Origin of the sequence: Runella aurantiaca (assembly GCF_003339505.1) — a bacterium.
GTDB lineage: Bacteria > Bacteroidota > Bacteroidia > Cytophagales > Spirosomataceae > Runella > Runella aurantiaca.
Map to the genome: position 1 here is coordinate 1 of NZ_QPIW01000039.1, position 24,921 is coordinate 24,921.

Annotated in this window: 19 protein-coding genes; 13 read left to right on the forward strand and 6 right to left on the reverse strand. The window is 40.1% G+C overall.

Annotated elements, in window-relative coordinates:
• From DVG78_RS27715 to DVG78_RS27735, 5 genes are all read right to left on the reverse strand, one after another.
• The coding region (locus tag DVG78_RS27715; RefSeq protein ID WP_310589140.1) for a ligand-binding sensor domain-containing protein at positions 1 to 1,359 on the reverse strand (1,359 nt) is incomplete at its 3' end.
• Positions 1,360 to 1,481: 122 nt separating this feature from the next.
• Complete coding sequence (locus DVG78_RS27720) at positions 1,482 to 2,675, reverse strand: ATP-binding protein (RefSeq protein WP_114464268.1); 1,194 nt, start codon at positions 2,673 to 2,675, stop codon at positions 1,482 to 1,484.
• A 128-nt stretch (positions 2,676 to 2,803) separates the two neighbouring features.
• Complete coding sequence (locus DVG78_RS27725) at positions 2,804 to 3,283, reverse strand: ankyrin repeat domain-containing protein (protein ID WP_114464269.1); 480 nt, start codon at positions 3,281 to 3,283, stop codon at positions 2,804 to 2,806.
• A gap of 195 nt (positions 3,284 to 3,478) precedes the next feature.
• Positions 3,479 to 5,008: a SusD/RagB family nutrient-binding outer membrane lipoprotein gene (locus DVG78_RS27730; RefSeq protein WP_114464270.1), complete on the reverse strand. Its 1,530-nt coding sequence runs from the start codon at positions 5,006 to 5,008 to the stop codon at positions 3,479 to 3,481.
• Positions 5,009 to 5,050: 42 nt separating this feature from the next.
• Positions 5,051 to 8,182, reverse strand: a complete 3,132-nt coding sequence (locus DVG78_RS27735) for a SusC/RagA family TonB-linked outer membrane protein (protein WP_114464271.1) — start codon at positions 8,180 to 8,182, stop codon at positions 5,051 to 5,053.
• Between the two features lie 967 nt (positions 8,183 to 9,149).
• Here DVG78_RS27735 and DVG78_RS27740 point away from each other — a divergent pair.
• The 10 genes from DVG78_RS27740 to DVG78_RS27785 all read left to right on the forward strand — a co-directional run bounded on the left by DVG78_RS27740 (position 9,150) and on the right by DVG78_RS27785 (position 21,270).
• On the forward strand, positions 9,150 to 10,091 hold the full coding sequence (locus tag DVG78_RS27740) for a ParA family protein (RefSeq protein WP_114464272.1): 942 nt from the start codon (positions 9,150 to 9,152) through the stop codon (positions 10,089 to 10,091).
• 20 nt (positions 10,092 to 10,111) lie between these two features.
• Complete coding sequence (locus tag DVG78_RS27745) at positions 10,112 to 11,059, forward strand: hypothetical protein (RefSeq protein ID WP_114464273.1); 948 nt, start codon at positions 10,112 to 10,114, stop codon at positions 11,057 to 11,059.
• Between the two features lie 883 nt (positions 11,060 to 11,942).
• A complete protein-coding gene (locus DVG78_RS27750) occupies positions 11,943 to 13,325 on the forward strand; it encodes a replication initiation protein (protein ID WP_114464274.1) in 1,383 nt (460 codons plus the stop codon).
• A 359-nt stretch (positions 13,326 to 13,684) separates the two neighbouring features.
• Complete coding sequence (locus DVG78_RS27755; RefSeq protein WP_114464275.1) at positions 13,685 to 15,529, forward strand: 3-keto-alpha-glucoside-1,2-lyase-like domain-containing protein; 1,845 nt, start codon at positions 13,685 to 13,687, stop codon at positions 15,527 to 15,529.
• Positions 15,530 to 15,619: 90 nt separating this feature from the next.
• Positions 15,620 to 17,575, forward strand: coding sequence for a c-type cytochrome (locus DVG78_RS27760; protein ID WP_114464276.1), 1,956 nt, complete (start codon positions 15,620 to 15,622; stop codon positions 17,573 to 17,575).
• Between the two features lie 184 nt (positions 17,576 to 17,759).
• Positions 17,760 to 18,362 carry a Crp/Fnr family transcriptional regulator gene (locus DVG78_RS27765; RefSeq protein ID WP_114464277.1) on the forward strand — a complete coding sequence of 201 codons (603 nt, stop codon included), beginning with the start codon at positions 17,760 to 17,762 and terminating at the stop codon, positions 18,360 to 18,362.
• 62 nt (positions 18,363 to 18,424) lie between these two features.
• A complete protein-coding gene (locus tag DVG78_RS27770; protein ID WP_374755737.1) occupies positions 18,425 to 19,099 on the forward strand; it encodes an NADPH-dependent F420 reductase in 675 nt (224 codons plus the stop codon).
• A gap of 37 nt (positions 19,100 to 19,136) precedes the next feature.
• Positions 19,137 to 19,667: a DinB family protein gene (locus DVG78_RS27775; RefSeq protein WP_114464279.1), complete on the forward strand. Its 531-nt coding sequence runs from the start codon at positions 19,137 to 19,139 to the stop codon at positions 19,665 to 19,667.
• An 11-nt stretch (positions 19,668 to 19,678) separates the two neighbouring features.
• Positions 19,679 to 20,539: an alpha/beta fold hydrolase gene (locus DVG78_RS27780; protein ID WP_114464280.1), complete on the forward strand. Its 861-nt coding sequence runs from the start codon at positions 19,679 to 19,681 to the stop codon at positions 20,537 to 20,539.
• Positions 20,540 to 20,595: 56 nt separating this feature from the next.
• A complete protein-coding gene (locus DVG78_RS27785) occupies positions 20,596 to 21,270 on the forward strand; it encodes a 3-keto-alpha-glucoside-1,2-lyase-like domain-containing protein (protein WP_114464281.1) in 675 nt (224 codons plus the stop codon).
• Between the two features lie 543 nt (positions 21,271 to 21,813).
• Here DVG78_RS27785 and DVG78_RS27790 read toward each other — a convergent pair.
• Positions 21,814 to 22,254: a winged helix-turn-helix transcriptional regulator gene (locus DVG78_RS27790; protein WP_114464282.1), complete on the reverse strand. Its 441-nt coding sequence runs from the start codon at positions 22,252 to 22,254 to the stop codon at positions 21,814 to 21,816.
• 85 nt (positions 22,255 to 22,339) lie between these two features.
• On the opposite strand from DVG78_RS27790, the gene DVG78_RS27795 reads away from it, so the two are divergent.
• The 3 genes from DVG78_RS27795 to DVG78_RS27805 are packed head-to-tail and all read left to right on the forward strand — an operon-like array spanning position 22,340 to position 24,919.
• Positions 22,340 to 23,152: an SDR family NAD(P)-dependent oxidoreductase gene (locus tag DVG78_RS27795; protein ID WP_114464283.1), complete on the forward strand. Its 813-nt coding sequence runs from the start codon at positions 22,340 to 22,342 to the stop codon at positions 23,150 to 23,152.
• A 9-nt stretch (positions 23,153 to 23,161) separates the two neighbouring features.
• A complete protein-coding gene (locus tag DVG78_RS27800; protein WP_114464284.1) occupies positions 23,162 to 24,010 on the forward strand; it encodes an alpha/beta fold hydrolase in 849 nt (282 codons plus the stop codon).
• Positions 24,011 to 24,040: 30 nt separating this feature from the next.
• Positions 24,041 to 24,919, forward strand: a complete 879-nt coding sequence (locus DVG78_RS27805) for a strictosidine synthase (RefSeq protein WP_114464285.1) — start codon at positions 24,041 to 24,043, stop codon at positions 24,917 to 24,919.
• Positions 24,920 to 24,921 lie beyond the last annotated feature (2 nt).

Sequence of the window (24,921 nt, forward strand, 5' to 3'; positions counted from 1 at the left end):
AGAGAAATCGGTTTTACTTTTACTGATAGCAAAATTCCTTACGGTATTTGTGGTTGTGTTTATTGCATAGAGGCCGTCGAGGTACGTACCTACCCAAAGCTCATTGCCCGACGGCTCCAAAGCCAAAACAACCTCTCCATTCTCTTTTGTTTTGTTGAGCGCAACGCGTTTAATGAAGCCTGTTTTTTTATTGAAGATATTGAGTCCACCACCGTCGGTACCCACGTAAATATCCCCCGATGGACTTTCGGCAAATGAGGTAATCGAACCCGCAGTCAGTCCATTTGCATCCGATGGATTAAACTGTTTATGATTGAAAAATGCCAGGTTAACATCATATTTATTTACGCCGCCTTGAAGGGTACTAATCCAATAAATCCCACAATTGTCTAAATAGATATCCCTTACAGAGCGGCCAACGAAGCCACCCATTGCACTATATTTTCCTGATATTGAGCTTTTTACCCTTTGAACTTTCCCATTATTAGGGTCAAAAATATTGAGTCCATCCTCGGTTCCAACCCATAGTTTACCCGTATTGTCAAACAAAAGTTTGAAGATACTATTGTTGCTCAATGTGTTTTTATCGGACTTGCTATTTTTGAAGTGGGTGAAAGTTTGACTTTGTGCATTCATCACATTTAAGCCCCCTTCAGATGTTCCTATCCATAGGTTTCCAAATTTATCTTCGGCTATGGCCCTAACGGTATTGTCTGAAATGGTATATGGATTCTCTTTATTGTAAAGAAATCTCTTGAAACTTCCCTCTTTAGGGTTAAATAGATGTAGTCCAACTTTTGTCCCGACCCAAATATTGCTTTTGCTATCCTCAAATACACAAAGAATCATCTCAGAGTTTAATGCTCTATCATCCGTTGGGTCAACTTTATAAGCGTTTATTTTGTGGGTTTTGGTATTAAAATAAAACAGGCCACTGTATGTACCAACCCAAATATTGCCGTTATGGTCGGTGCATAAACTCCGTATCCAACCAATTTTGGTAAAATCGTAATTGATAAAATTATTTAAACTTCTATTGTAAACGGATAGCGTAATGTTGGTACCAACCCATAAATTACCTTCTTTATCTTCCAACATCGCCATCACAGCACCTCTTCCTATACTTGTTGTATCATTTTTTCGATGTCGATATACCGTAAAATTGTGCCCATCAAATTTATTTAAACCGTCTTCGGTCCCAAACCACATAAAGCCATATTTATCTTTTACGATGACATTTACGGTATTTGAAGCCAGCCCATTTTTACTACTAAAATTGATGAAATTATATTCTTTTTGCTGCCCAAAAGAATAATGGACTCCCAAAAATAGAAGAACTATGTATAAAATATTTTTCATCTTGACCTCCTTCAAATACGAACGTTCATGGTTTTGGCCCTACTAAATGTACCCCTTTTATTGATTCATTCGGCGCAACCATTATCAAAAGACTAAGTAGTAACTTTTCTTACGCCCGTATATCAATATAGAAATCCGAACAACCACAGCGGCAAGGTTGTTCCAAACCCAGATTCGATATCATCTTTTACCAAATAAGCCTTTTGAATTCCCTCAATTTGTTTTTTGCCCTTGTGTTTTCCTCCTACTTCAAACGTATACACACCTTCAACCAAAAAATCACTCACGGCCGACTCATGCACCGAATGACCATAGCCCACTTGGTTCAAAAAAAAGGTCTCCCGAAGGTTTCCGGTGTCTGGTTTTTGAAGCGATAAAGCGTAGGCTAAATTGGTGTTTTCTAAGTAAATTTTTTCGGGCTTTTGCAAAGCAACCATTCCTGTTCCGCCTCGGTATAGCAACTTTATCAATTTGGCTTGTTCCAGATAATGCAAATAATTATTGACCGAGTTTCGATGAATACCGCTTTTGTCGGCCAATTCTGTCAAATTGGGTTTAAAAGGAACGTTTTCGGCCAAAACATAGAGGAGTTGAAGCATTTTTTTGGCGTTGCGAATATCAAAATCTTTTAGCTCAGCCATGTCATATTCCACAATCATCCGAATCAATTGCTGGATTCGGTGTCTATATCCTGCTTTGTCTTCCCTAAAAAATGGATAATAACCTGAACTAAGATACGCTTCAAAATGCTGTAATGGCTTAAATCCGGCAGGAAAAAATGACTTCCAAGCCTGATTTTCCGAAATGAGTAAGGGCAGCGGTAGCACCTCAATCGTCACAACTCCCTCAAAGGCTAAGTATTCACGGTACGATAATCCTGGCAACTCGTACATCAATACCCGCCGGCTCAAATCCACTTCTTGACGGGAAATATCTACAATGGAGGACCCAGTAAAAATAAGTTGTAAATCAGGGTATAAATCATAGAGATTTTTGAGATGAGTTGCCCAGTTTGGGTATTTATGTACCTCGTCCAGAAACAGGACTTTTCCTCCTTTTCTTCTGAATTCGGCGGCTGTCTCAACCAACGAATGAGTAGTAAAATACAAATCGTCTAGGGTAAAATACGCCACCTCGGTGCTGGATTTCCCCAGTGATTTCATCCGTTGGAGCATCAGGGTGGTTTTGCCCGTCCCGCGTGCGCCTTTAATGCCAATTAAACGATTTTCCCAATTGATTTTCTGGTAAAGCCCACGCCTGAAAGAATCGGTCGTAAATTTCGTTAAGCGCTCTGATGTTTCTAATAAAACCTCCATTTTGCATAATTTAATATGCAAATATAAATTTATTTTGCACAACTTAATATGCAAAATAGACCATATTCTATCTAATGGAATTGTTAACGAAAACCTCTAAACTTACGGTTTAGGTAAGTAGTCTAAAATTACTTCCCTAGTTTGGTTTGAATGAGGCTTACAATTTCCTTGCGATTTTTGGATTTGGCAAAATCCAAGGGAGATTTTCCATCGTGCGAAAGAAGACTCAAATCTGCATTGGCCGCCAACAGTAATTTAACAATTTCGACGTTATCCTGCCAAATCGCATCGTGTAGGGCAGTATAACCATTGTAAGGGCCTTGCTTATTGATGTCAATGTTGTATTCTATCAAGAGTTTAGCCGCTTCTGTTCGGCCAGCATAGGCAGCGGCGTGTAAAGCCGTGGCCTTCATACCCGGGTCAACGGCACGTACATCCGCGCCAGACGCTAATAATAATTTAACGATTTGGTTATATCCCTTATAAGCTGCCATGACCAAGGGAGCATCCTGATTTGAATCCAACTCATTGACATCCGCGCCGTTTTGGATGAGTTGCTCAACGAGCGCAACGTTATTTTTATTAATGGCATTCATTAAAGCTGTCATATCAAGTTTATATTTTGAGTAAAGATTCTATTATTACGCAAGGGAGCGCTAAAGGCGTTTAGTTATGGCTCAAATTACTAAATGTTTACAATTTGTAAAAGTATCTTGATTATTTCTGTTAGAAGTATCCTCCTTAAAAATAAAGGCCCGTGTGGGTTACACACGAGCCTTTCACTTTGAGGATACCTTACTTAATTACTGAAGAATCCACATGGTTTTGTTAAAATCATCGCTACCTGCATACTGCGACTGAATCGCACTATTCACGTTCGCAGTGTTGTAGTCGAGCTCTTTTTGAGGATACTGCCACCGAACAGGTAATTTATCCGCCGGTATGTTTAAGTTTGATTTGGGGTTAACCGGAAACACAGGAAAACCAGTACGACGGTTTTCATAGAAGGCATCAAACGGTGCATGAAGCATGAACGTACTCAAGTAGCGCTGCGTAATAATCTGCTCAAGCTGCACTTGCTCACTGGCCGTCGTCTTCAGTTTTACTTTGTCCGAAGCCACGTATGTATCAATGTACGCATCCGTCATTTTACGATTGTGATGGAAAAGCACATTGTCGGGAGTATATCCAGCCGTAAACTTCATACTTGCCTTGATACCGTCGGTGTAGTGGGTGCTTGCCGAACTCGTAATCCAGCCGCGCACGGCTCCTTCAGCCAACATAAATTTCAACATGGCGTAACTCAGTACATACACTGGCTCGGCATTGGCAAGCTCCAAATAGCGGCTGTTTACGTTAGAATAATCTTTGCCTCCAAAAATGGTCGTCAACTCTGCATAGACCATGGAAGGGTCGAAACCTAAGTAAGAATCCCAGCTATCTACCGCAGCCCCTTTGGCTATTTTCACCGGTGAAGGATCGGCGTAGTAGAACAAACGATAGTCGTTCAAATCTTTCAGTTTATCCACAACCACATTTGTCATCATGGTGTACAGACGCGTCGTGTTGCCCAGCTTATAGAAAGGATAGCGCTGCCCAGCAAGGTCGGCATAGATCAACTGAAAATTATCAGCATTGCTCTCAAAAATCGGCTTGCTGGTTACGATCGTGTTGAATCTTTCTTTGACTTTTAAATCAGCCTCACCGGTTTTACGATACAAATGGAGTAAAACCTGAAGCTCAAAGGTGTTTACAAACTTTCTCCACTTCGTGATGTCGCCACCGTAAATAGGATCGCCGTCGAATTTGATGCCAGCGGCAAAAAGTTTATCTGCCTCTTCGAGTTCATTGAGTACCCCTGCCATTACTTCCTTTTGGGTCGAGTATTTGGGGTTCAATGTTCCCTTTTCTCCCAATAATGCCTCTGCATAAGGAATATCACCTACCTGCATCGATAACCAGAAGAATTTGTACGCTTTGACGAATTTACCCAACGCCGTATAGGAGTTTTTGTAGGCACCTTCGGGGGCAAGTTCAATCATTTTCTCAACGTTGTTGAGCACGGTAAGTCCGTCAAAACTTGCGCGTCCTAGATAATTGTACTGCGCGTTTTCGGGGAATTCCATCCGAATGATAGACTTGCCATTCATCATTGACCCGATGCTTCCGAGCGAATTTCTCGAAATATCAAGGATGAGCGTAGTGGCAAGCAGGGGCGCCGACGCTTTGGTCGCGGCATTCGGGTTTGTGTTGATCTCTTCAAACTTTGAGCAGCTGCCCATCGAGAGACCCACAACGCCAATAAGTAAGTATTTTTTCCAATTAAATTTCATACATAATGCTTTTAGATGTGATTAACAATCAGTCCTGTGTTATTAAAACGTCAACGTGATGTTACCGCCCATGTAGCGAACCGATGGAGAAGTAAGCTGCGTATCATCCGCTTTATCAGGATCGGCAAAGCGGAAGGCTTTGGTCCACATCCACACATTTTGACCTGTTAAAGAGATAGAACCTGAACGTGCACCGAGCAACTTTGCAATGTTTGAGGGAAGGTTGTAACCCAACGACACCTCTCTCAATTTAAAGAAAGTAGCATCCGTAATACCGCGCGTACCGTCACCATAAGACCGTGAATAATCTTGGTAAGAAACCTTGGCCTCATTGGGTGCAAATACCCGCGTATCGGTAGTGATGTTGCCAAAGCTATCAAACGTTACTGCACCTGATTTTACCACTACTCCTTGTCCAGTAAATGATTTGTTTTTATTCACCACTTCATCATATCTCCATTGATTGTCCGAATCTGGGTGCGAGCCAGTGTCCCACATTTTGTACGATGTATAGTTGTTCAACACCCCCCCAACACGTCCGTCGAAGTTAACCATCAAGCTGAATTGCTTATACTTAACTGTATTGGCAAATCCCCAAAGGAATTTCGGGTCGGTATAGCCCCGCAAGTAGCTAAAATCACTTAGAAGTGGTAAACCATTGGCGCGGTGGATCATACTTCCAGACGCTGGGTCGGTCAACCAAACACGGTCTGTGTAAGTATCTACACGTCCACCCGCTACTGTCCAAGCGTTTTTAGCCGAGTTTGGCGCGATTTCTTTATAATAACGGTGGTTATAAGAATAGTTAGCAGTCGCATCCCACTGCCAGTCGTTCTTCTTAAGAATCGTCGCGTCTAAGCTCACTTCCAGACCTCTTCTTACGAGTGTTTCGTCCCAGTTAATAAGGGTATTCACAAACCCCGACGCTGAAGAAATGAGGGCGTTGGTCTGACGGTTATAATTGTACTTATTAAAGTAGGCGATGTCCAGTTTCAAACGTTTTTTCAAGAAATAAGCCGCTGTACCGATTTCCCAAGTACGATTGGTTTCGGGAAGGATGTTTGCCGCATTACGAATCGTGGTAGGATAACTTCCCGCGTTGAGGCCATTCCAAGTACCAATCGAAGTGCTGTAGCTCTGATTTGTGGCATAGATACCCAAATCCGACTTGGAAAGTGTCCATGAACCGCGCAACTTCCAGAAGTCAAGCCATGAAGGTAATGAACCCAGTACTTCACTGATAACGAAGCTTCCTCCCAAAGATGGATAGAAATAAGAACGTGAGTTTTGGGGCATGGTCGAACTCCAGTCATTACGTCCGGTGGCATCCACGAAGAGCATATTTTTGTAAGAAAGTGTCAGTTTTCCGTAGACACTATTCACCTGCTTTGCACTGGCAGCCACGCTTACGTTAGGTCTTTCTACAGAGTTGTTGAGTGAATAATAGCCCGGAATCAGGATACCACTCCGCGTAGCACTGTATAAGTTATTATTTTTCAAAGCGTAAATGGCACCTCCGGCAAGAGCGTCAATCCCTAAATCACCGATGGTTTTGTTATAGGTAAGCAACGCGTCACCGTTGAAGCTCCAGCCTGTTTGTTTATTGATAGCATATAAACCTGGCGTATCCCATCCCCGATTGGAGAGAATGTTTGGCGGATTGCGCTTAGTTTCGTCATTGCTGTACATATCAAAACCAGGGCGAATAATTAAGTTGGCTCCCTCAAAAAGTTTGTAAGTAGCTGTCAAGTTAGCATTCAATCTATTCTCATAGACACCCCACACTTTTTCGTTTGCGATGAGGTATGGGTTGTCATACCAAGCCTTGTAATGCCAGTTTTGCTGTACATCTGGTATCAACCAATAGTTGTCTTTGTATTCGGCCAAATTATACTCTGGTCCCATCCACATCAGGATGTTGTACATATAACCTTGGTCGCTGTACCCAGCACCCGTTATTTGCGGAGCATTGCGTTTGTTGTAACCCATTTGGCTGGAGAGTTTAAACCGATCTCCCACTTTCATTTCACCACCCAACGTGAAGTTGAAGGCGTCAGATTTTAGATTTGGGTACTGTCCTTTGTTATAAATATGCGTCAATGACGTCCGGAAACTGCCGTTTTCACCCGTTTGTGCAACGCTGATGCTGTTGTTGGTGATAAGCCCTGGCACCAAAAAGTCGCGGAAGTTATCCTTTCCTCTTGACGTAAGCTCCTGCATTTCCATCTGTTTGGTGATGGGATTCCATTGGTTGGCCTTAATGCCGATGTCAAGCTTTTGACCCCAGATGTAGTCGGTTGGGTCATATACTCCCCCGATACCTGCACTGTACGACTGCTGAACTTCTGGTAGCATCAGGAAGCCTGCGTTGAACATGTTGTTGGTGTTGACCGTCACCGTCAAGCCTTTGTTGGCCGAACCTTTTTTGGTAGTAACGATGATGGCCCCACTCCCCCCGCGAGAACCGTACAACGCCGAAGCGGTAGGCCCTTTCAAAACGTCAATACTTTCGATGTCGTCTTGGGCGATGTTATTAAGGGAAATATTGTTGTAAGGAACCCCGTCAATAACCAACAATGGAGTCTCACCACGTAAACTAAGCGTAGGCATTTGGTTAAATTCTGTACTGTTACGTACCCACAAACCAGCCACTCTACCAGTTAGTGAGGTACCCACACTTACCCCTTTCACGGTCTGCAATGAAGGCCCTGCTACCTTTTGAACGGCATATCCCAACGACTTTTCTTCCCGCTTTACCCCTAAAGCTGTAACAATCACCTCACTTAGTATTTTGGTATCAGTGGTCAAGCGAATCGAAAAAGATGTTTTTGTTCCTACCTCTATCTCTTGGGTAGCATAACCAATAAAAGAGAATAAAATGATAGATTTATCACTTCGTACCGACAGTTTAAATTTACCTTCTGAATCGGTGAGTGAGCCGTTGGTGGTTCCTTTCTCAATTACGTTGACGCCAGGAAGTGGCGCCCCGTTTTCGTCGGTTACGGTTCCAGTAACTTCCTGTGCGTTTACCTGAACCTTCTGAATCGGGGGAGCCGCATTAGCATCCATGATTCCAGCGCTAGTTAACACACCGAAGGAAAGAATTGAACCGGTCAACAGCATGAACCGACTCCTGCTTTTCATCAACGTGTAGGGGAATAGTTGTTTTCGCATTTGTTTAGTGTTAGAATTAAAAAAATAGAAAATAGGTAAGGACAAACTTATCCGTGATTAGTCACGGCGTTGGCTTTACGCAACGGTTAGAGCGAAAAATAGTGCTGGAGCGTCGCAATCAGCAACGGGCCAACTGAGTTGAGGTTTAAAGTTTGGATAAAATGGTGATGAGGTTAAAAAGTTTTTAGCTAATGATAAAGTTAGTATTAAAAAATCATTCATTGAAAGTACCGTTCCTAATTAAAGGCTTTGATACATCTACTTCCCTATACTCTCACAGTATCATGATGTACTACTTGGATAAGTACTATTTAATTCACAATTTTTTAGGATGGGCAAAATTAGTAGCATTTGTGTGATTCCAAAAAACTCGCAGAAGAGATTCTTGTTTTTTGCGTAAAATAAATTTTCAGTCACAAATTATTAACGTTTTTATAATATGGCTTACCCAAATGTTTAGTAAGAATTAACTTATGGCCAAAACTCGATTCGTTCATAATAAATGCTTTATTGTTCTACCTGTACTGACTGTAAATGTGATTGTTATAAATGATATAGAAATAATTATAAAATTAAAGTGCGGTATTAAAGCTACGTAAGTGAAAATTTCTACCCCAACAACCCCCGATCGACAAAAGCTAAAGGGCAATATTAATTTTTCTTTATGTCATCAATTCTGGCAAATGAGGCCCGTAAACGAGAAAATTCCATCATAAAAAAGGCAAACGGAGGTGCTTGTACAATCAAGTGAATACACTTAGAAATTATGTACAATGTTAAAGCCCTCTTAATCAGCAAATTTCCCTTAATCCCATCAGGCACTTCGATGACTTATGTATGTGTAGGTAGCCTAAACTATATCTTGTTGTAAAAACAGGGTGTTTTTTAAGATTAATGAACAATAAGTGTCTTCATTTATAGACAAAACACTTATATTTGTCCACAAAAAACACCAAAATCATTTAATATGATTACCGGCGAACAGGTACTAAACTTCCTCAAAAACAAGGAAGGACTGACTTTGGCAAAAGTCGAAAAGGAAGCTTCAATCCCCAAAGGAACTCTTTCCAAATCATTAAACGGCGAACGCGAACTGAATCAAGATCATCTTACAAAACTGTATCCCGTTTTGGTAGGGTATGGCTGGAAAGAATTTTACCGTTCCAAAGCAAAGATAATCGCAGTTGTCAATCACAAGGGCGGCGTAGGAAAAACCACCACCACACTCAATTTGGGAAAAGCGTTGGTACTTAACGGCTATAAAGTATTGGTGATAGACATGGATTCGCAGGGAAATCTATCGCAAGCCCTCGGAATCGACAGTCCTGATAAGCAGGTAATGCACGCCGTTCTTGACGATGAACCGCTGCCTGTATACTCCATTGCTCCCAATTTTGATTTATCTCCCAGCGATTTGACGCTCGCCAGCCGAGAAAGTGAGATGATTAGAATGGTGCTCAGTGAATTGCAATTACAGCGAGCCATTGCACCAAAACTGAGTGAATATGATTATATACTGATTGATTGTCCGCCAGCGCTCAATGTTTTTACCACCAGCGCGCTTATTGCGGCCAGTTCTTGCCTGATTACCCTCCAACCCGAAATATCTGCGCTCAAGGGAGTCAAAGGTTTATTTGACCATATTTTTCAGGTGCAGCGTCGGCTCAACAGCGGGCTTCATATTGAAGGCGTATTATTGACGATGGTTGATAACAGATTAAACATACACCGAGATATTATTGAACAGGTCCGTTCTCAATTGAATTCTTTTAAAATATTCAATACTCAAATCAGGATGAATGTCTCTTTGAAAGAGTCTCAGATTTCACAAATTGATATTTTCGGATACGATGGTAGTTCCAACGGCGCGAAAGATTACATGAATCTGGCAAAAGAAATTATCGGCTAACCTCTTCACTATTCGGTCTAATGGCAAAAAAATATCAATCCTCCCTCGGCGAACAAAAAATATTTCAAAGCTCCACCTTTGTGCAGCACGAAGAAATTAAGAAAAACATAACGATTCTTCCTGAACTTGAATCACTGATTCCACCACTTGGAGAGGAAGAAAAAAAACAGCTCGAAATCAACATTTTGAACGAAGGTTGCCGAGAAGCTCTATTGGTCTGGCCCACTTTTGAAAGTGTAATAGCCCCAACATCGGAGTCCCCCAAACCAGTATACGTTCTGATTGACGGCCATAATCGTTTTAATATTTGCGTTAAACATTCGCTTGATTTTCAAATTCATTTGGTATCATACAGTACCCTCGAAGATGTGAAAGGGTTTATGATAGATAACCAGCTTGGAAGAAGGAATTTAAGTACCGAACAGGCCTCGTATTTGCGAGGGATGAAATACTTAAATCTGCGTAAAAGTAAGGGGAAATATGAACGTTCAAACCATAAGGCTCAAAATGAGCTTTATGATATTATACCATCTGAGCATAAAGATCAAAATGATCCTTATGCCAGTTCTGAGAAAAAAATGACTACTGCGGAGCAACTCGCGCAAGAGTTTAATGTAGGCCAAGCAACGATAAAAAGAGATGCAGAATTTGCAGAAGGTCTGGAAAAACTTAGCCCGCAGTTGAAGCTTTCTATTTTGGCGGGTACCACAAAAATTAGTAAAAGCCAGATTCAACAGTTGACCAAAACGGAAAATATTGAAAAGCCGTTGGACACCGTAGAAGAAATCGAAGCAACGCTGATGCCCACCAAAGCGCCAAAAATCGCACAAATAAGTGCTACAACCCCAGCAGATGTATTGATTAATGAAATAGGCACACTCGTCACTAAGCTTAAAAATCCCCAAAGAAGAAAAGACGCCTGCGATAAACTTATAAAATTAGTTTATGATTTACAGTCTCTTTCGTAGGACAACTTTTATTGGCGGACACGTGCTATGCGCCTCCGTCATGAGTACGCTCCCTATTTTTGTTTTATTATACCTCATTTACTATTTCGTTGATGTTGCACACGCAGTATACTAAGCTATAAATGCTAGTGGCCAAATAAGCCCTAAAAATGTAATAGTTGATTTATTATTTTTTTGATAATCAATGAGTTATAAAAAAGTATATTGTCATTAATGAACGTAGTTTATTCTACATTGTTCAAAAGCATAACCCAAAAATGGGGTATTTATATAACATTTTTAGGGGTCTTTTATTTGATTTTTTACTTCCCCGAAAATATACCAAAATAAGAGTAACAGAGGCAAAAAGTGCCTCACAAATGAAAAAAATTATAGAAAAAATAGCAACAAAACACTAAAACTCCCCAGGCGAATCAAAAATCATTGAAAAAAGCCCTAAATGCGTTGAATATCTATAACTTTTTTAGGGGTTGTGTATGTGGATAAAAAGGTTATTATAACAAATTTAGGGTTCGGGAAGCCTTTATTTTTTTAAAAAAGGAGAATCCAAGCATTTCAACTAAGTAACTGATAATCAAATTTTTACACTAAAAGAAAATTGAATTTAGAAAAAGAAATTTTAAAATCAACAACAATAACGCTGATGATGTTTCTTTTCTTTTTAAAAGCTTTTAAAAGCTTTCGGGTGTCATAACTAATTTAAAATCAATGTATTACAAGCTTTATTATAACAAAATTAGGGTTAACTATAACAAAATTAGGGTTAACTATAACAAAATTAGGGTTCAATTATAACAAAATTAGGGTTCAACTATAACAAAATTAGGGTTTTTGATTATTTATGTGAAATATCGTGTTAATTTTAAGTTAAAAAAGGAGCTGTATGGCCAAAAAATCCGAACAGTCATCAAGAATTGAGAAACCACGTTTAGTGAGGTTAATTCGCAAGTCTAATGACTTGGTTGAAGGTAAATATCGTTTTGACATTTGGGAAATGAGGGTGTTTACGAAAACCCTTACGATGATTCATAAAGATGATGAAGACTTCAGACCCTACCGGATTTATCTGAAAGAAATTATCAGCGATTTTGGATTGGAGCAAAACAAGCAGTCTTACAAATTTCTGAAAGAAGGAGCGGAGAAATTGGCCCGCCGAGAAATCAGGGCCGTCGCATCTACCCCCGACGGCGAAATGGAGCTATTGACCCATATTGCGGCGGGCGTAAAAAGCTTTACAAACAATAATGCCGGAAAATACATTGAGATTTCATTTCATCCAGAGATGAAACCTCATTTGCTGCAATTACAAACGCAGTTTCTGATGTACGACATCAAAAATATACTTCGCCTGCAAAGTTCATTTTCAATCAGAATCTATGAGTTGCTGAAACAGTATGAACGAATCGGAAAACGGAAATTTACGATTGAAGAGTTAAAGGATATTTTGGATGTAGCGGATAAGTATCCTTTGTACGCCAATTTTAAGCAAAGGGTAATTATTAAAGCCCAGGAGGATCTTTCAGAATTTACGGACATCCGTTTTACGTTTGAAGAGGAAAAGAAAGGTAAGGCGGTTTATGCGATTATTTTCTTTATTGAGCGAAATGCTGATTTCACCGAAGAATTACCCAGCAATATCATTGTTGATTCGATGATACAACTACCAGTTGTGCCCAAGGAGTCTCAGGAAGCACTTGAAATTTTCAGTTTACTGAAGGAATTTAAAGGCGTAAATATACAGACGGTAAAAGACTGGCTTATTCAGTTCTCGCCCGAGCATGTTCGTCAGCGCATAACGCTGCTCAAAAATCAAATTGCTTTGGGAGGCAAGATTCGAAACCCAATGGGATACTTACAGAAAATGATGATTCAATCTAATCTGTTTGATTTGGTAGAAGAGACGAAACAAGAAAAACAGCAAGTAGTAGAACAACAAAAGCAAACCCATCATTTGTTGAAGCGTTTGGCGGCTGAGTTGGAGCAATTACAGGTGGGGCATTATGAAACCCAAAAACGGATGGTTGAGAAGATACTGAACGAAGATGAAATATTGCGCACAGAGATACATAATTCAGTTAAAAACAGCCGTTTTTATGACCCAGGACAAACGATTGCCGAAAATATGAAAAAGGGGATGGTTCAAGGAATGGTTTTCTCTAAAGTGAAGCAGGCGAGGCAAACGCTTTTTGAAGAAATGGATCGGGAGTTTGAAGTTTTAGAGAAATCACTCAAAAGTCAGCTCAGGGTTTTAGGATGGGACGGATAAGAACATTTTACTGGTATTCTATGTTTCGAAAATTTATTTGTCAATTTTATGTCGTTATAATGCCGTTATAAAATTGATAATAATCAAAAAATTAAACTGATAAAACATAATAGTCAAAAAAATAGCCCATGCATAATTATTTCTTGATATAAATCAGTGTCATCATCCCAACCAGAATAGATACACTAGATTCCATCAATCTCAAAATATGAATTACTTTTGCAGTTTGGATTGAAAACCGCACCATCAACTTCTTAAACTTTTTTGTCTAAGTATAGGGCAATTAGTATCTTATGTCAAACGGCGGCTTTTGACCTAAAACGAATTAATTTATTAATTATCAATTGAATAACCATTCTATGTTCAAACCCAAAAGTATTTTTTCGCAATTTATCGCCTGCGTTCCGGGAGTGATTGTTGCGTCATCTGTTTTTGCACAAACAGCTGTCCCTCTCAATGACCTCAGCGCCTTTACCAACAAAGCCAACAATTGGTCTATTGCTGGTGACGTCACTGCCGATATTTCTAAAGTCAATGTTTTAGAATCCAAACCAGGCAAAGGCATTCTTGTTTGTATTCACGAAAAAGGGAAATATGGCCAAGAATATGAGCTTGTGTCAAATTTCAAACACGGAGATTTAGACCTAGAATTAGATTTCATGCTTACCAAAGAATCCAATTCGGGCATTTATCTTCAGGGAAACTATGAAGTACAGCTTTTTGACAGTTGGGGTAAAAAAACGGCTAAATACAACGACAATGGCGGTATTTATGAGCGTTGGAATGATGCCAAACCAGAAGGTGAAAAAGGATATGAAGGATATGCTCCCCGTTTTAACGTAGCAAAAGCGCCAGGTTTATGGCAAAACATCAAAATATCATATCAGGCCCCTCGCTTTGATGCCGCAGGGAAAAAAATCGCCAATGCGGTGTTTCTTAAGATTGTTCTGAACGGTGTAACCATTCACGAAAACGTAGAAGTAAGCGGTCCCACACGCGGCTCACTGACCAAAGAAGACGTAGCTTCTGGTCCGTTGCGCATTCAGGGAGATCATGGTTCTTTGGCAATTAAAAATATTGCCATCAACAATTTTGACAAAAAACCAGGGACATTATCGGACCTTACTTATAAAACGTATTATGGCACTTTTACGGCTAACGAAGATTTCTCAAAACAAAAAGTGGCCGAAACGGGTAAAAAGGAAGCCCTTTCTTGGGAAATTTTGAAAGACAACAACAACTTCGCTTACGTTTATAACGGGAAATACACCGCTGCCACCGACGGTGAGTACACTTTCAAATTGCAGGCGGCGGGCAATGCTTACCTCAAAATTGATGGCAAAGATGTAATCCCAGCAGAATCAAGAAATGCAATGCGTCAAGGAAAAGTAAACCTCACGGCGGGAGCACATACCATTGAAGTTTTCAACAGCAAAACCGAAGGCTATATGCGACCAGGTTTAGCAGTTTGGGTTTCTGGTCCGGGCTTTAGAGAGATGTCTTTAAGTACCGCCAGTTCGGTTACTACCGGCGGTGGAGTAGATCCGATACTCGTAACTGCACCTACCAATACGGTTATGCGCAGTTTCATGGATTTCAAAAAGACCCCCGAAGCTAAGAATACCCGCATTGTTCATGCTGTTTCGGTGGGAAGTCCCGCCAATCTGCACTATACCTACGACCTCGACAAAGGTGCTTTATTACAGGTTTGGCGCGGTGAATTCCTCGACGCCACCCCAATGTGGCACAGCCGTGGTGATGGTTCGTCGCGCCCACGTGGTAGTGTGACACTTTTGAACAATGAAATGTTTCTTGGAAAAGTAAATGGTCAGTCGGCATGGCAGGCAGATACCACTGGTAGCGGCTACCTCCCCAAAGGATATGCCTTGGATGATGCTGACGCTCCGACATTCAACTATATCGCTTTCGGCTCGCCCGTTACAGACCGTCTTTCGGTTGTAGACAACAAATATTTTGAACGTGAAGTAAAATTGGCAAAACCAGTCGAAAACCTAGTAGCGAGAGTCGCCGAAGGAACCAACATCGAAATGGTTTCGGAAGGGCTGTACTCGGTTAACAACAAGTCCTATTTTATCCAAATAGCCGACAAATCGGTGGTGCCACAAATCAAAAACGTGAGTGGCGGTCAGGAATTAATTGTTCCTGTAACAAACGGGGCGGTTAAATATGCCATCCTTTTCTAAAAATAGTCTGCAAATCATTACTTTTTAATTAACAGATTATCAGGCAACGCTTACTTAACAAATGTTGCTAGACAACTCAAAATAATGACAATGAAAAAAATTGCTCAAATAGCCTTACTACTTTTGGCGACGCTGTCAATGGTAAAAGCGCAAGAATCACCGAAAGAAGAAGATTTTTATAAAATCATTACCCCGCCCATCCCCGAGGGAATTATATTGGAAGTCGGTGGCTTGATTACTTTGCCCAACGGCTCATTGGGAATCTCAACCCGCCGGGGAGAAGTATGGATTGTAGATAACCCTACAAGTCGTACGCCTTATTTCAGAAAGTTCGCTACGGGTTTGCACGAGATTTTAGGCCTTGCTTACAAAGATGGATTTTTGTACTGCGCACAACGTGGTGAATTGACAAAATTGATTGACAAAAACGGCGACGGTAAAGCTGATATTTACGAAACCGTACACGCTTGGGCCTTATCAGGTCACTACCACGAATACTCATTCGGGCCAAAAGTAGCCCCAGACGGAAGCTTTTTTGTAAGCGGCAACGTAGCATTCGGCGACGAAGAATGGTGGAGAGGCGAAAGCCGGGTTCCTGGGCGTGGTTGGATATTTCGTATTACACCAGACGGAAAATACGAACCATACGCCACGGGTGTTCGCTCTCCAGCAGGTATCAGTATGATTAAAGGCGAACTTTGGTACACCGACAATCAAGGAGATTGGATGGGAACTGGCGGGATTTTTCCCGTAAAAAAAGGAGGGTTCATGGGCCACCCTGCGGGATTGAAATGGGCTGAATCGCCAAATTCTCCAGTAAAATTAACCGAAAAACAATTCTTTGGCGAACGGGATAACCGCCAAGAAAGAGATGCCAACAACCGCGCCATCAAACCCGAAAACACCCGTAACGAAACACCCCAGTTTTTGTATCAGTTGAAAGAAAAATATGACATGGTGCAGCTTCCTGCCGTTTGGTTGCCTTATGGTGTGCACGGTGTTTCGACGGCCGAGCTTATCATGGACGAGACAAACGGTGATTTTGGGCCGTTTACGGGTCAGGTTTTTGTGGGCGACCAAGGTCAAAGTAACATTATGCGGGTAGTTCTCGAAAAAGTAAAAGGTGAATACCAAGGTGCCTCTATTGGTTTCCGCAGTGGATTTCAGTCGGGCGTTTTGAGAATGACTTTCGCCAAAGACGGCTCTATGTTTGTGGGTGAAACCAACCGTGGTTGGGGTTCGGCAGGCGATGCCAATCAAGGCTTACAGCGTTTGGTTTGGAATGGTAAGATGCCGTTTGAAATGTACACGGTAAAGGCCATGCCCGACGGTTTTGAAATCGAATTTACGTTGCCAGTAGATCGTAAATCAGCCGAAGACCTTGATTCTTATAAAGTGAGCAGCTACCTCTACAAACACTATCCTGTTTACGGCAGTCCTCAGATTGACACAAAAGATGTGACGGTAAAAGGCGTAAAATTGTCGGAAGATGGTAAAAAAGTGAGAATCGTTTTGGATGGTATGCGTCAGTATTTTGTTCATAAAATTCAACTTGAAGGGGTACGCGCCGCGGGTAATTATTGGTCACTGGTCCATCCAGACGCATATTACACACTCAATAACATTCCTGACGGTGAGAAATTGAAAGTTTCAGAATTGAAAACGACACGTTCGGGTAAGGTAAAAGCAACCGTTACAGCGCCCGTAAAAGAACACGTTTCTCCCGACGGAAAAGGTAAAGAACCTGCACCTGCATCAACCAAAACGGCCACGGCAAAAAAAGCCCCAACTTGGGAAGAAGTCAAACCGCTTTTGGCAAAAAACACTTGTCTTGCTTGTCACGCAACCGACAAAAAAGTGGTAGGTCCGTCGTATATAGATGTGGCAAAGCGTAAATACAGCGATGCAAAAATCGTAGAATTGATTTATGCCCCGAAGCCTGAAAACTGGCCAGATTATGCCACACCCATGCCTGCCATGCCGCAAGTTTCAAAAGGAGATGCCTTAAAAATTGCCGCTTGGATTAATTCTTTGTCAAAAAAATAATTCAAGTTATAGCATCTGCATAACCAGCTTTTTAATTTTTTACTTCTGACAAGTACTAAATTAGTTGACAAGTTTTCGTATAATTTTAAGAAAAGACCAGTGAACCCAATTTCACTGGTCTTTCTGTATTCAAAAATCACAATTATACTTGGGACAAATTCTCAAAATCCTACCCATTTAAGCCATGACGATTCAACCCCTTATTGACCATTTTGAGACCTATCTACCTGTTAATGAAAGTGATAAAGAATTATTGACAAGCCGAGTCATTCAGCGTTCGGTTAAGCGGCGTCAGTTTATTTTGCAAGAAGGTTTTCCCTGCAAACACTATACGTTCGTAATAAGTGGTTGTTTTAGAATGTTTGGCGTAGATACCAAAGGAACCGAACATAACATTCAATTTGCGATTGAAAATGATTGGATTGCCGATATTGGCAGTTTTCATTCAGGAAAGCAGAGCAAGTTATTCATCGAAGCCATCGAACCCGCCGTTATTCTGCAAATCGAACAACAGGATTTGTATTTTCTCTACAACAATATCCCTAAACTCAATCGAATCTTTAAGGTTATTGTTGAAAACAAGTATGTAGAATTGCAAAATCGGGTATTGCAAAACATTAGCTCTACGGCTTTGGAGCGGTATTTGGCTTTTCAGGAGCAATACCCCACACTCGCTTTACGGCTACCCAATACACAAATTGCTTCCTACTTGGGCATTACTCCAGAATTTTTAAGCAAAATTCGAAAAGATATCGCTACTGAAAGCGCTAACCTTAAACTATCTTAAGGCTCTTTCTTAAGATAGTTTATTGGTGGGTTCCGACAATTGGTCGGACCTTTGCATGGTCAATTAAACAATACATGATCATGACAAAGACCACAGAAGCTAAAGTAGCCATCATTGGCTTAGGCAATATCGGCCGCGTAGTCGCCACCAATCTCACCAATGGAAATCGAGCCGTGATTTTGGCCGCTCGGGATTTTTCAAATGCGCAAAGTCTGGCTCAGGAGTTAGGCGATTTGGCCCAACCCATGGAAATTGAAGCGGCCCTTCACGAAGCTGACATTATCATTTTGGCCATTTGGTTCGATTCCATTCAATCATTTTTGAAGCAATATGCCACCCAACTAGCAGGTAAAATCATTGTTGACCCTTCCAATCCGATTGCTCCCGACGAAAAAGGAGGATTTATTAAAACCATCGGTGCCGCCGAATCAGCAGGTCAACTCAATGCGGCACTCATTCCAAAAAATGCTAAATTAGCAAAGGCATTTGGCACATTGGGGGCGGCTTCACTGGCCAATGCTTCTGGGCAAAAGCCTGAGTTAGCAGTGCTGTTTTATGCCACCGGCGACCGAAGCATTGACGGACAAATTGAAGAATTGATTGTCGATGCGGGTTTTGAACCAGTGCGTGTGGGCAATCTTGATCAATCCATTCGGTTGGAAGTATTTGGAGATTTGCACGAATTTGGAGCGCTGGGCAAAACCGTCACTTTAGCCGAAGCCACAAAAAAAGTTTAACCGATACCACCTTTATTCACCTTTCAAACAATCAATTATGAAAATCACGAAAATTGTTGCCACCCTTTGTTTTGTTTTAGGAATCTCGTTTTTGGCCAATGCCCAAGCCTCCGTGGATGAATTGGTGAAAGAGTGGGAACGTGCCAAAGCCTACACCAAAGAATACCTCGATGCCATGCCCGAATCAGGCTATGCTTTGAAACCCACGCCTGATATTCGTTCGTTTGCTGAACAAATGTTGCATTTGAGCGACGCCAACTATGGGTTTGTTTCGGCAGCAACGGGTGAAAAAAGCCCTTATGGACCAGGAGAATTGGAAAAAAGCACCGATAAATCGAAAGCTAATGTGACGAAAATCGTCTTGGAGGGTTATGATTTTGTTATCAATGGCCTCAAAAAAATGACTCCCGCGCAATTGAACGAAAGCATTAAATTGTTTGGAAGATTTGACATGACCAAAGGAATGGCGGTAGCAAAGTGTTTTGAACATCAAACACACCATCGTGGACAATGTACTATTTATTTGCGCTTGGCTGGCGTAAAACCACCAAATGAGAAATTGTTCTAATCCTTTTTGAGATGTATAATAGACTAATTTCAGTAATATCTCTTCTACTTTGTTGCTCGTATGTATACGGGCAACAAAATTTAAGAAGGGCCTTTCAACCGCCATCCGTAGTCAATAAAATGCCCTATGGAGCAAATGCCAAAGCGGGGCATTATGCCCAAACCAAAGATGGAAAAATCTATTATGAAGTGTATGGCAAAGGGCAGCCGATTGTCCTTCTTCACGGCGGAATATTAGGTTCTACCATCGAAATGGCCGAATTTATTGACAGTCTTTCTAAAAATTTTCAAGTAATAGCCGTTTCTACACGTGGACATGGAAAATCTGAAATAGGCACTGAACCTGTTACGTACGAACAAAAAGCCGATGATGTGATGGCAGTTATCAATGCCGTTACAAAAGAACAAGTTGTTATTTTAGGTTTTAGCGAAGGGGCTTATACAAGCTATAAAGTAGCAAGTATGTATCCCGAAAGAATAAAGAAAATGATCGCGATTGGGGCGGGCGAACAAATACCAGGGTTAAGAAAAGTAGTGTTTAATCCCAAAGAATTATTGAACACAGATAAGGCATATTGGACGCAACAAAAAGCCCTCATGCCTGAACCAGAAAAATTAGAGGATTTTTGGGCAAAAATGGAAGTTTTCTATAATACCATGACCGCCAGCAAAGAATTGTTTGGTTCAATAAAATGTTCAGTCCTGATTATGGCTGGTGAATTAGACCAAAACGCACCGCTTTCAACTGTAATCAATGCTTATAATATGCTACCAAACAGCCAGTTATGTATTATTCCCAATACTGGTCATGTGGTGTTTCTTGAAAATTTTGCGGCAGTTTGGGCAAGTGTTGTTCCTTTTTTAAAGAACTAAGATGATTGATTCTAAGAACCAAAATGTGCGGTTACAACAAAATTGACTAAAAGGCGATGAAAGGTTTCAATTGTGTATTCATTAGCGGCTTATTGCTACTTTCCATTGATTTGTTAGCTCAAAGTATCAAGCTAACCCCAAACAATCTCGTGGCTAATCAGGTGTATATGTCTATCGAAAGGCTAGAAAGCAAAGATGTATTAAAAATCATCAAAGATTCTACCATAAAAGCCGTTGACGAAGCTACGTTTGTAAAAATTAAAGACGTTGATTTCCAAGATGGAACGATTGAAGTAAAAGTACTGAGCCGTTTATTGAAAACGGCTCGCCCTTCCGACCGAGGATTTATCGGCATAGCCTTCAGAATCAACGAACAAAATTCTGCTTTTGAATGTATTTATATTCGCCCAACCAATGGCCGAGCCGACGACCAAGTACGCCGCAATCATTCTATTCAATACTTTGCGTTTCCTGATTTCAAATTTGACCGCCTACGCAAAGAGTCTCCCGAAAAATACGAATCGTATGCCGATATGGGGCTTAATGAGTGGCTAAAAATGAAAATTGTAGTGAAAGGCAACCAAGCCAAATTGTTTTTGAATGACAACCAACAGCCTTCTTTGGTAGTGAACGACTTAAAATTGGGTGAAAATACCGCAGGAGCATTAGGCCTATTTGTAGACGTAGGCACCGAAGGCTATTTCACTGATTTGATGGTTACAAGAGATTAGGTCTTATTGGTTTTAACGTAGAAAGTTCGGAAAGTCGTCGCCATTTTCAGGCTCGACGCAAGGGTGTATCATCAATTCTAATGGAACTGAAGGCGATGATTCTTTTCACACCGCTTTGGTGATGGCATCCCACCGAAATTCTAAATTTTCAGCATTTATGGTTGGGCGTTACCACCGAAACGCATTGCATCCAATCAGCTTTTGTATAGAGTTAATCAATAATTTTCATTATTAATTATACTTTGATTGGTATACAAGTTTTATTTACTAACAAGGTGGATTATAGACCATTTTTGGAGTTTAAAAAGTGCCAAAAAAATGTATAATTAAACCCCCGTTTTATGAGACTGACACACCACAAAAACAGCCTCTAAACCGCAAGGCTCGCCCTCAAAAAGCGGGCAAAAACCAGCTCGCGGAATATCTCCTCACCCAACGATAAATCCAGAACAAACATCTTGGCACTCAGCGCTACCAAAGGTTTCGTTCAATCGCTATGAATATGGGCACCTTCATGGTTTGGCTTTCCACCACTACGAATACTTAGTTATCCGTGGCTGTTTTTTTCTCCATCATCTTGATTGTCAACTCTTTCGTTACCTGTCTTACAAATTTTTCCTTGTCTTTTTTTGCCTCTTTGATTGTCTCTTTTATATCTGCTGGCATAGTGAAATACTTGTCCGACCAAATATAAATTTCCATAATTATTGGCAGTAAGTCAATTCCTTTTGGGGCCAGTCTGTACAAAATTTTAGCCTTACTGTCGGGGTGGGCTGATTTTTCAATTATACCATTTTCTTCAAGCCCTTTCAGTCTTGACGCTAAAATATTGGTCGCAATGCCTTCTGCCGAGCTTAAAAAATCTTTATAAGTACATTTTTTAAAAAACATTAAGTCCCTAATAATAAGCAACGACCATTTGTCGCCAAATATGTCAAGTGAGTTACTCAATGGGCAATCAGACCTTTTTTTATTCGTTTCCATAAAATATTTTAAAAATTAACTTGCATTTTGAAAGTTGTTTGTATATTTGCACTTGCAATTTGCAAGCAAATTTACAGATTAAAAAATGAAACAAATAAAAATGAAAAATATTTTAGTAACAGGAGCATCTTCTGGCTTTGGTTTGTTAGTCGCCAACGAGCTGCACAGAAAGGGTTACAATGTAATTGGTACGAGTCGTAACCCTGAAAAGTATGCAGCAAAGTTTCCTTTCAAAATGATAGCATTAGACCTTGATTCAGAACAGTCAATAACCACTTTGCCCGAAAGAATTTTCGAAGAAATAGGTCAATTAGATGTTCTTATCAATAATGCTGGCTTTTTAGTTACTGGTATTGCTGAAGAAATACCTATCGAGTTAGGTAGAAAGCAATTTGAAACAAACTTTTGGGGTACCATTAAAGTGACGAATGCTGTATTGCCATATTTTAGAAAACAAAAACATGGTAAAATAATAACTGTAGGTTCAATTACTGGGCTTGTAGCATTTCCTAATACTTCTTACTATGCAGCTTCCAAACATGCTTTGGAAGGGTATTTCAAGGCATTGCGCTATGAATTAACTGAGTTTAATATTCGTGTAGCTATGATTGAACCTGGTTCTTTCAAAACAAATATTTTGAATAATTCATCAACAACCTTAAATAAAATTGAAGATTACAATGCATTAAGGAACAAAAATGAGAAATACACAAATTTAATAGTACAACAAGCTGAAGACCCCGCAATGGTTGCAGAAAAAGTGCTTAAAGTGGTTGAAACAGATAAGCCTAAATTTAGAAATTTGGTTGGAAAAGGCTTATCTGTATTAATTACGTTACAACACTTTGCATATGGTATGTTAGAAAAAACAATTCTTAAACAATTAAACAATTCTTAAAAATAAAAAATGGCAACACAAAACTTAACTTACGCAACAGTACCAACACAGTTTATTACTGCTGCAAATGGTATAAAATTTGCCTATCGAAGACTTGGCGCAAAAAAAAATATCCCAGTTATATATTTTAATCACTTAACCTCGAATTTGGATAATTGCGACCCGAGAATAATGGATAGTATGGCTGCACAATACGAAATTATTTCTTTTGATTATCGTGGTGTAGGTGAGACTTCGGGCGAAGATGCAAAATCAATTCAAGAAATGGCAAAAGATAGTCTTGCTTTTATTCAAGCTTTAGGCTACGAAAAAATTGATATTATGGCATTTTCTATGGGTGGTTTTATTGCTCAGGAATTAATGGAAATCGCTCCCAATCTTGTTCGCAAAATTATTCTTGCAGGAACAGGACCAAGAGGTGGAAAAGGAATAAGCGATGTAGTAAAATTAACCTACTGGGATATTTTCAAGGGGTACTTAAATTTTGTTGACCCTAAATTTTTCTTGTTTTTTAATTCATCATCAAGTGGAAAATCAGCAGCTCGTGAGTTCTTAAAACGCATAAAAGAACGAACTGAAAACCGTGATATTCCTGCGAGACTAAAAACATTACAAATACAGCTGAAAGCCATTGCAACTTGGGGGCACGAGGAACCAGCCGATTTATCAAAATTTACACTTCCTGTATTGGTTATTAATGGCGATAATGACCGTATGGTACCTACCCCAAATTCTTACGATTTAGCAAATAGATTGCCTAATGCTCAATTACATATTTACGAAAATGCAGCACACGGAGCGATATTTCAACATCACGATGATTTTGTAAAGAGGGCTTTAATCTTTTTTGCATCGTAATTTTTAAACAGCTTAAATAGTAAATTCAAAATGAAAAAAATAATAGCAGTACTTTTATTGAGTATAGTTGTGGGAACAGACACCTTTGCTCAAAATACAGAGGCAAAGGCTAAAACTGTGGCTACAAATATCAGAGCAGAAAAGCATTTGTCATCCTCTATATTGTTATGGATGCGTACTGATAAAGCTCGTCAAGCAGGAATGGACAGGTGGAAAGGTCCACATTCAAAAATAATTTCTGCCAATAAAGGGCTTTGGGAATACCGTCAAATACATTTTGTGGAAAATAACTCTGGACTTTGGCAACCAATAAGTGGTGTAGAAACCACGATACCTACAAACCGTAAAATTGATGGTGTAGCAGATGTTACTTTAAAAAATCTATTTTCAGTATTTAGAGGTAAAAAACAAAATAAACTTGCCTATGCCGATGAAGTAAATTTGTTTAAGCGAACTATTCTTTATGCAGCTTTTCCAAAAAATTCTAAATGGTACAGTGTAGCCCAACCAAGTGAAAAAATTGAAGCTAGAAGTATGGTATTTTTTAAAAAAAAGGACGGCATAAGTGATAAAGATTTTAAAAATTTTATCAATGACGAACTTACGCCTGCACTTGCCAATACAGGTATGCTTAAAGAATTGAGAAACAAAGCATATAATCCATGGAAACAAGAACAATGGAATACGCCAAATGTAGCCCACGACAACGCACCAGAAGTACAGTTTCAGGCATCGTTAATATTGGGATTTAGCAATGATGCTGCAATGAAAAGTTTTTTCAGTAGTGAAGAATTAAAAAAACTTTCAAACAGACTGTCGGTTTTCTGTTCAACAATTCATGCATATGAAATAGCAGAAACATTAACCTTTGTAAAAAACGGAACACAGCTTGCACAATATCAAAAATAAAA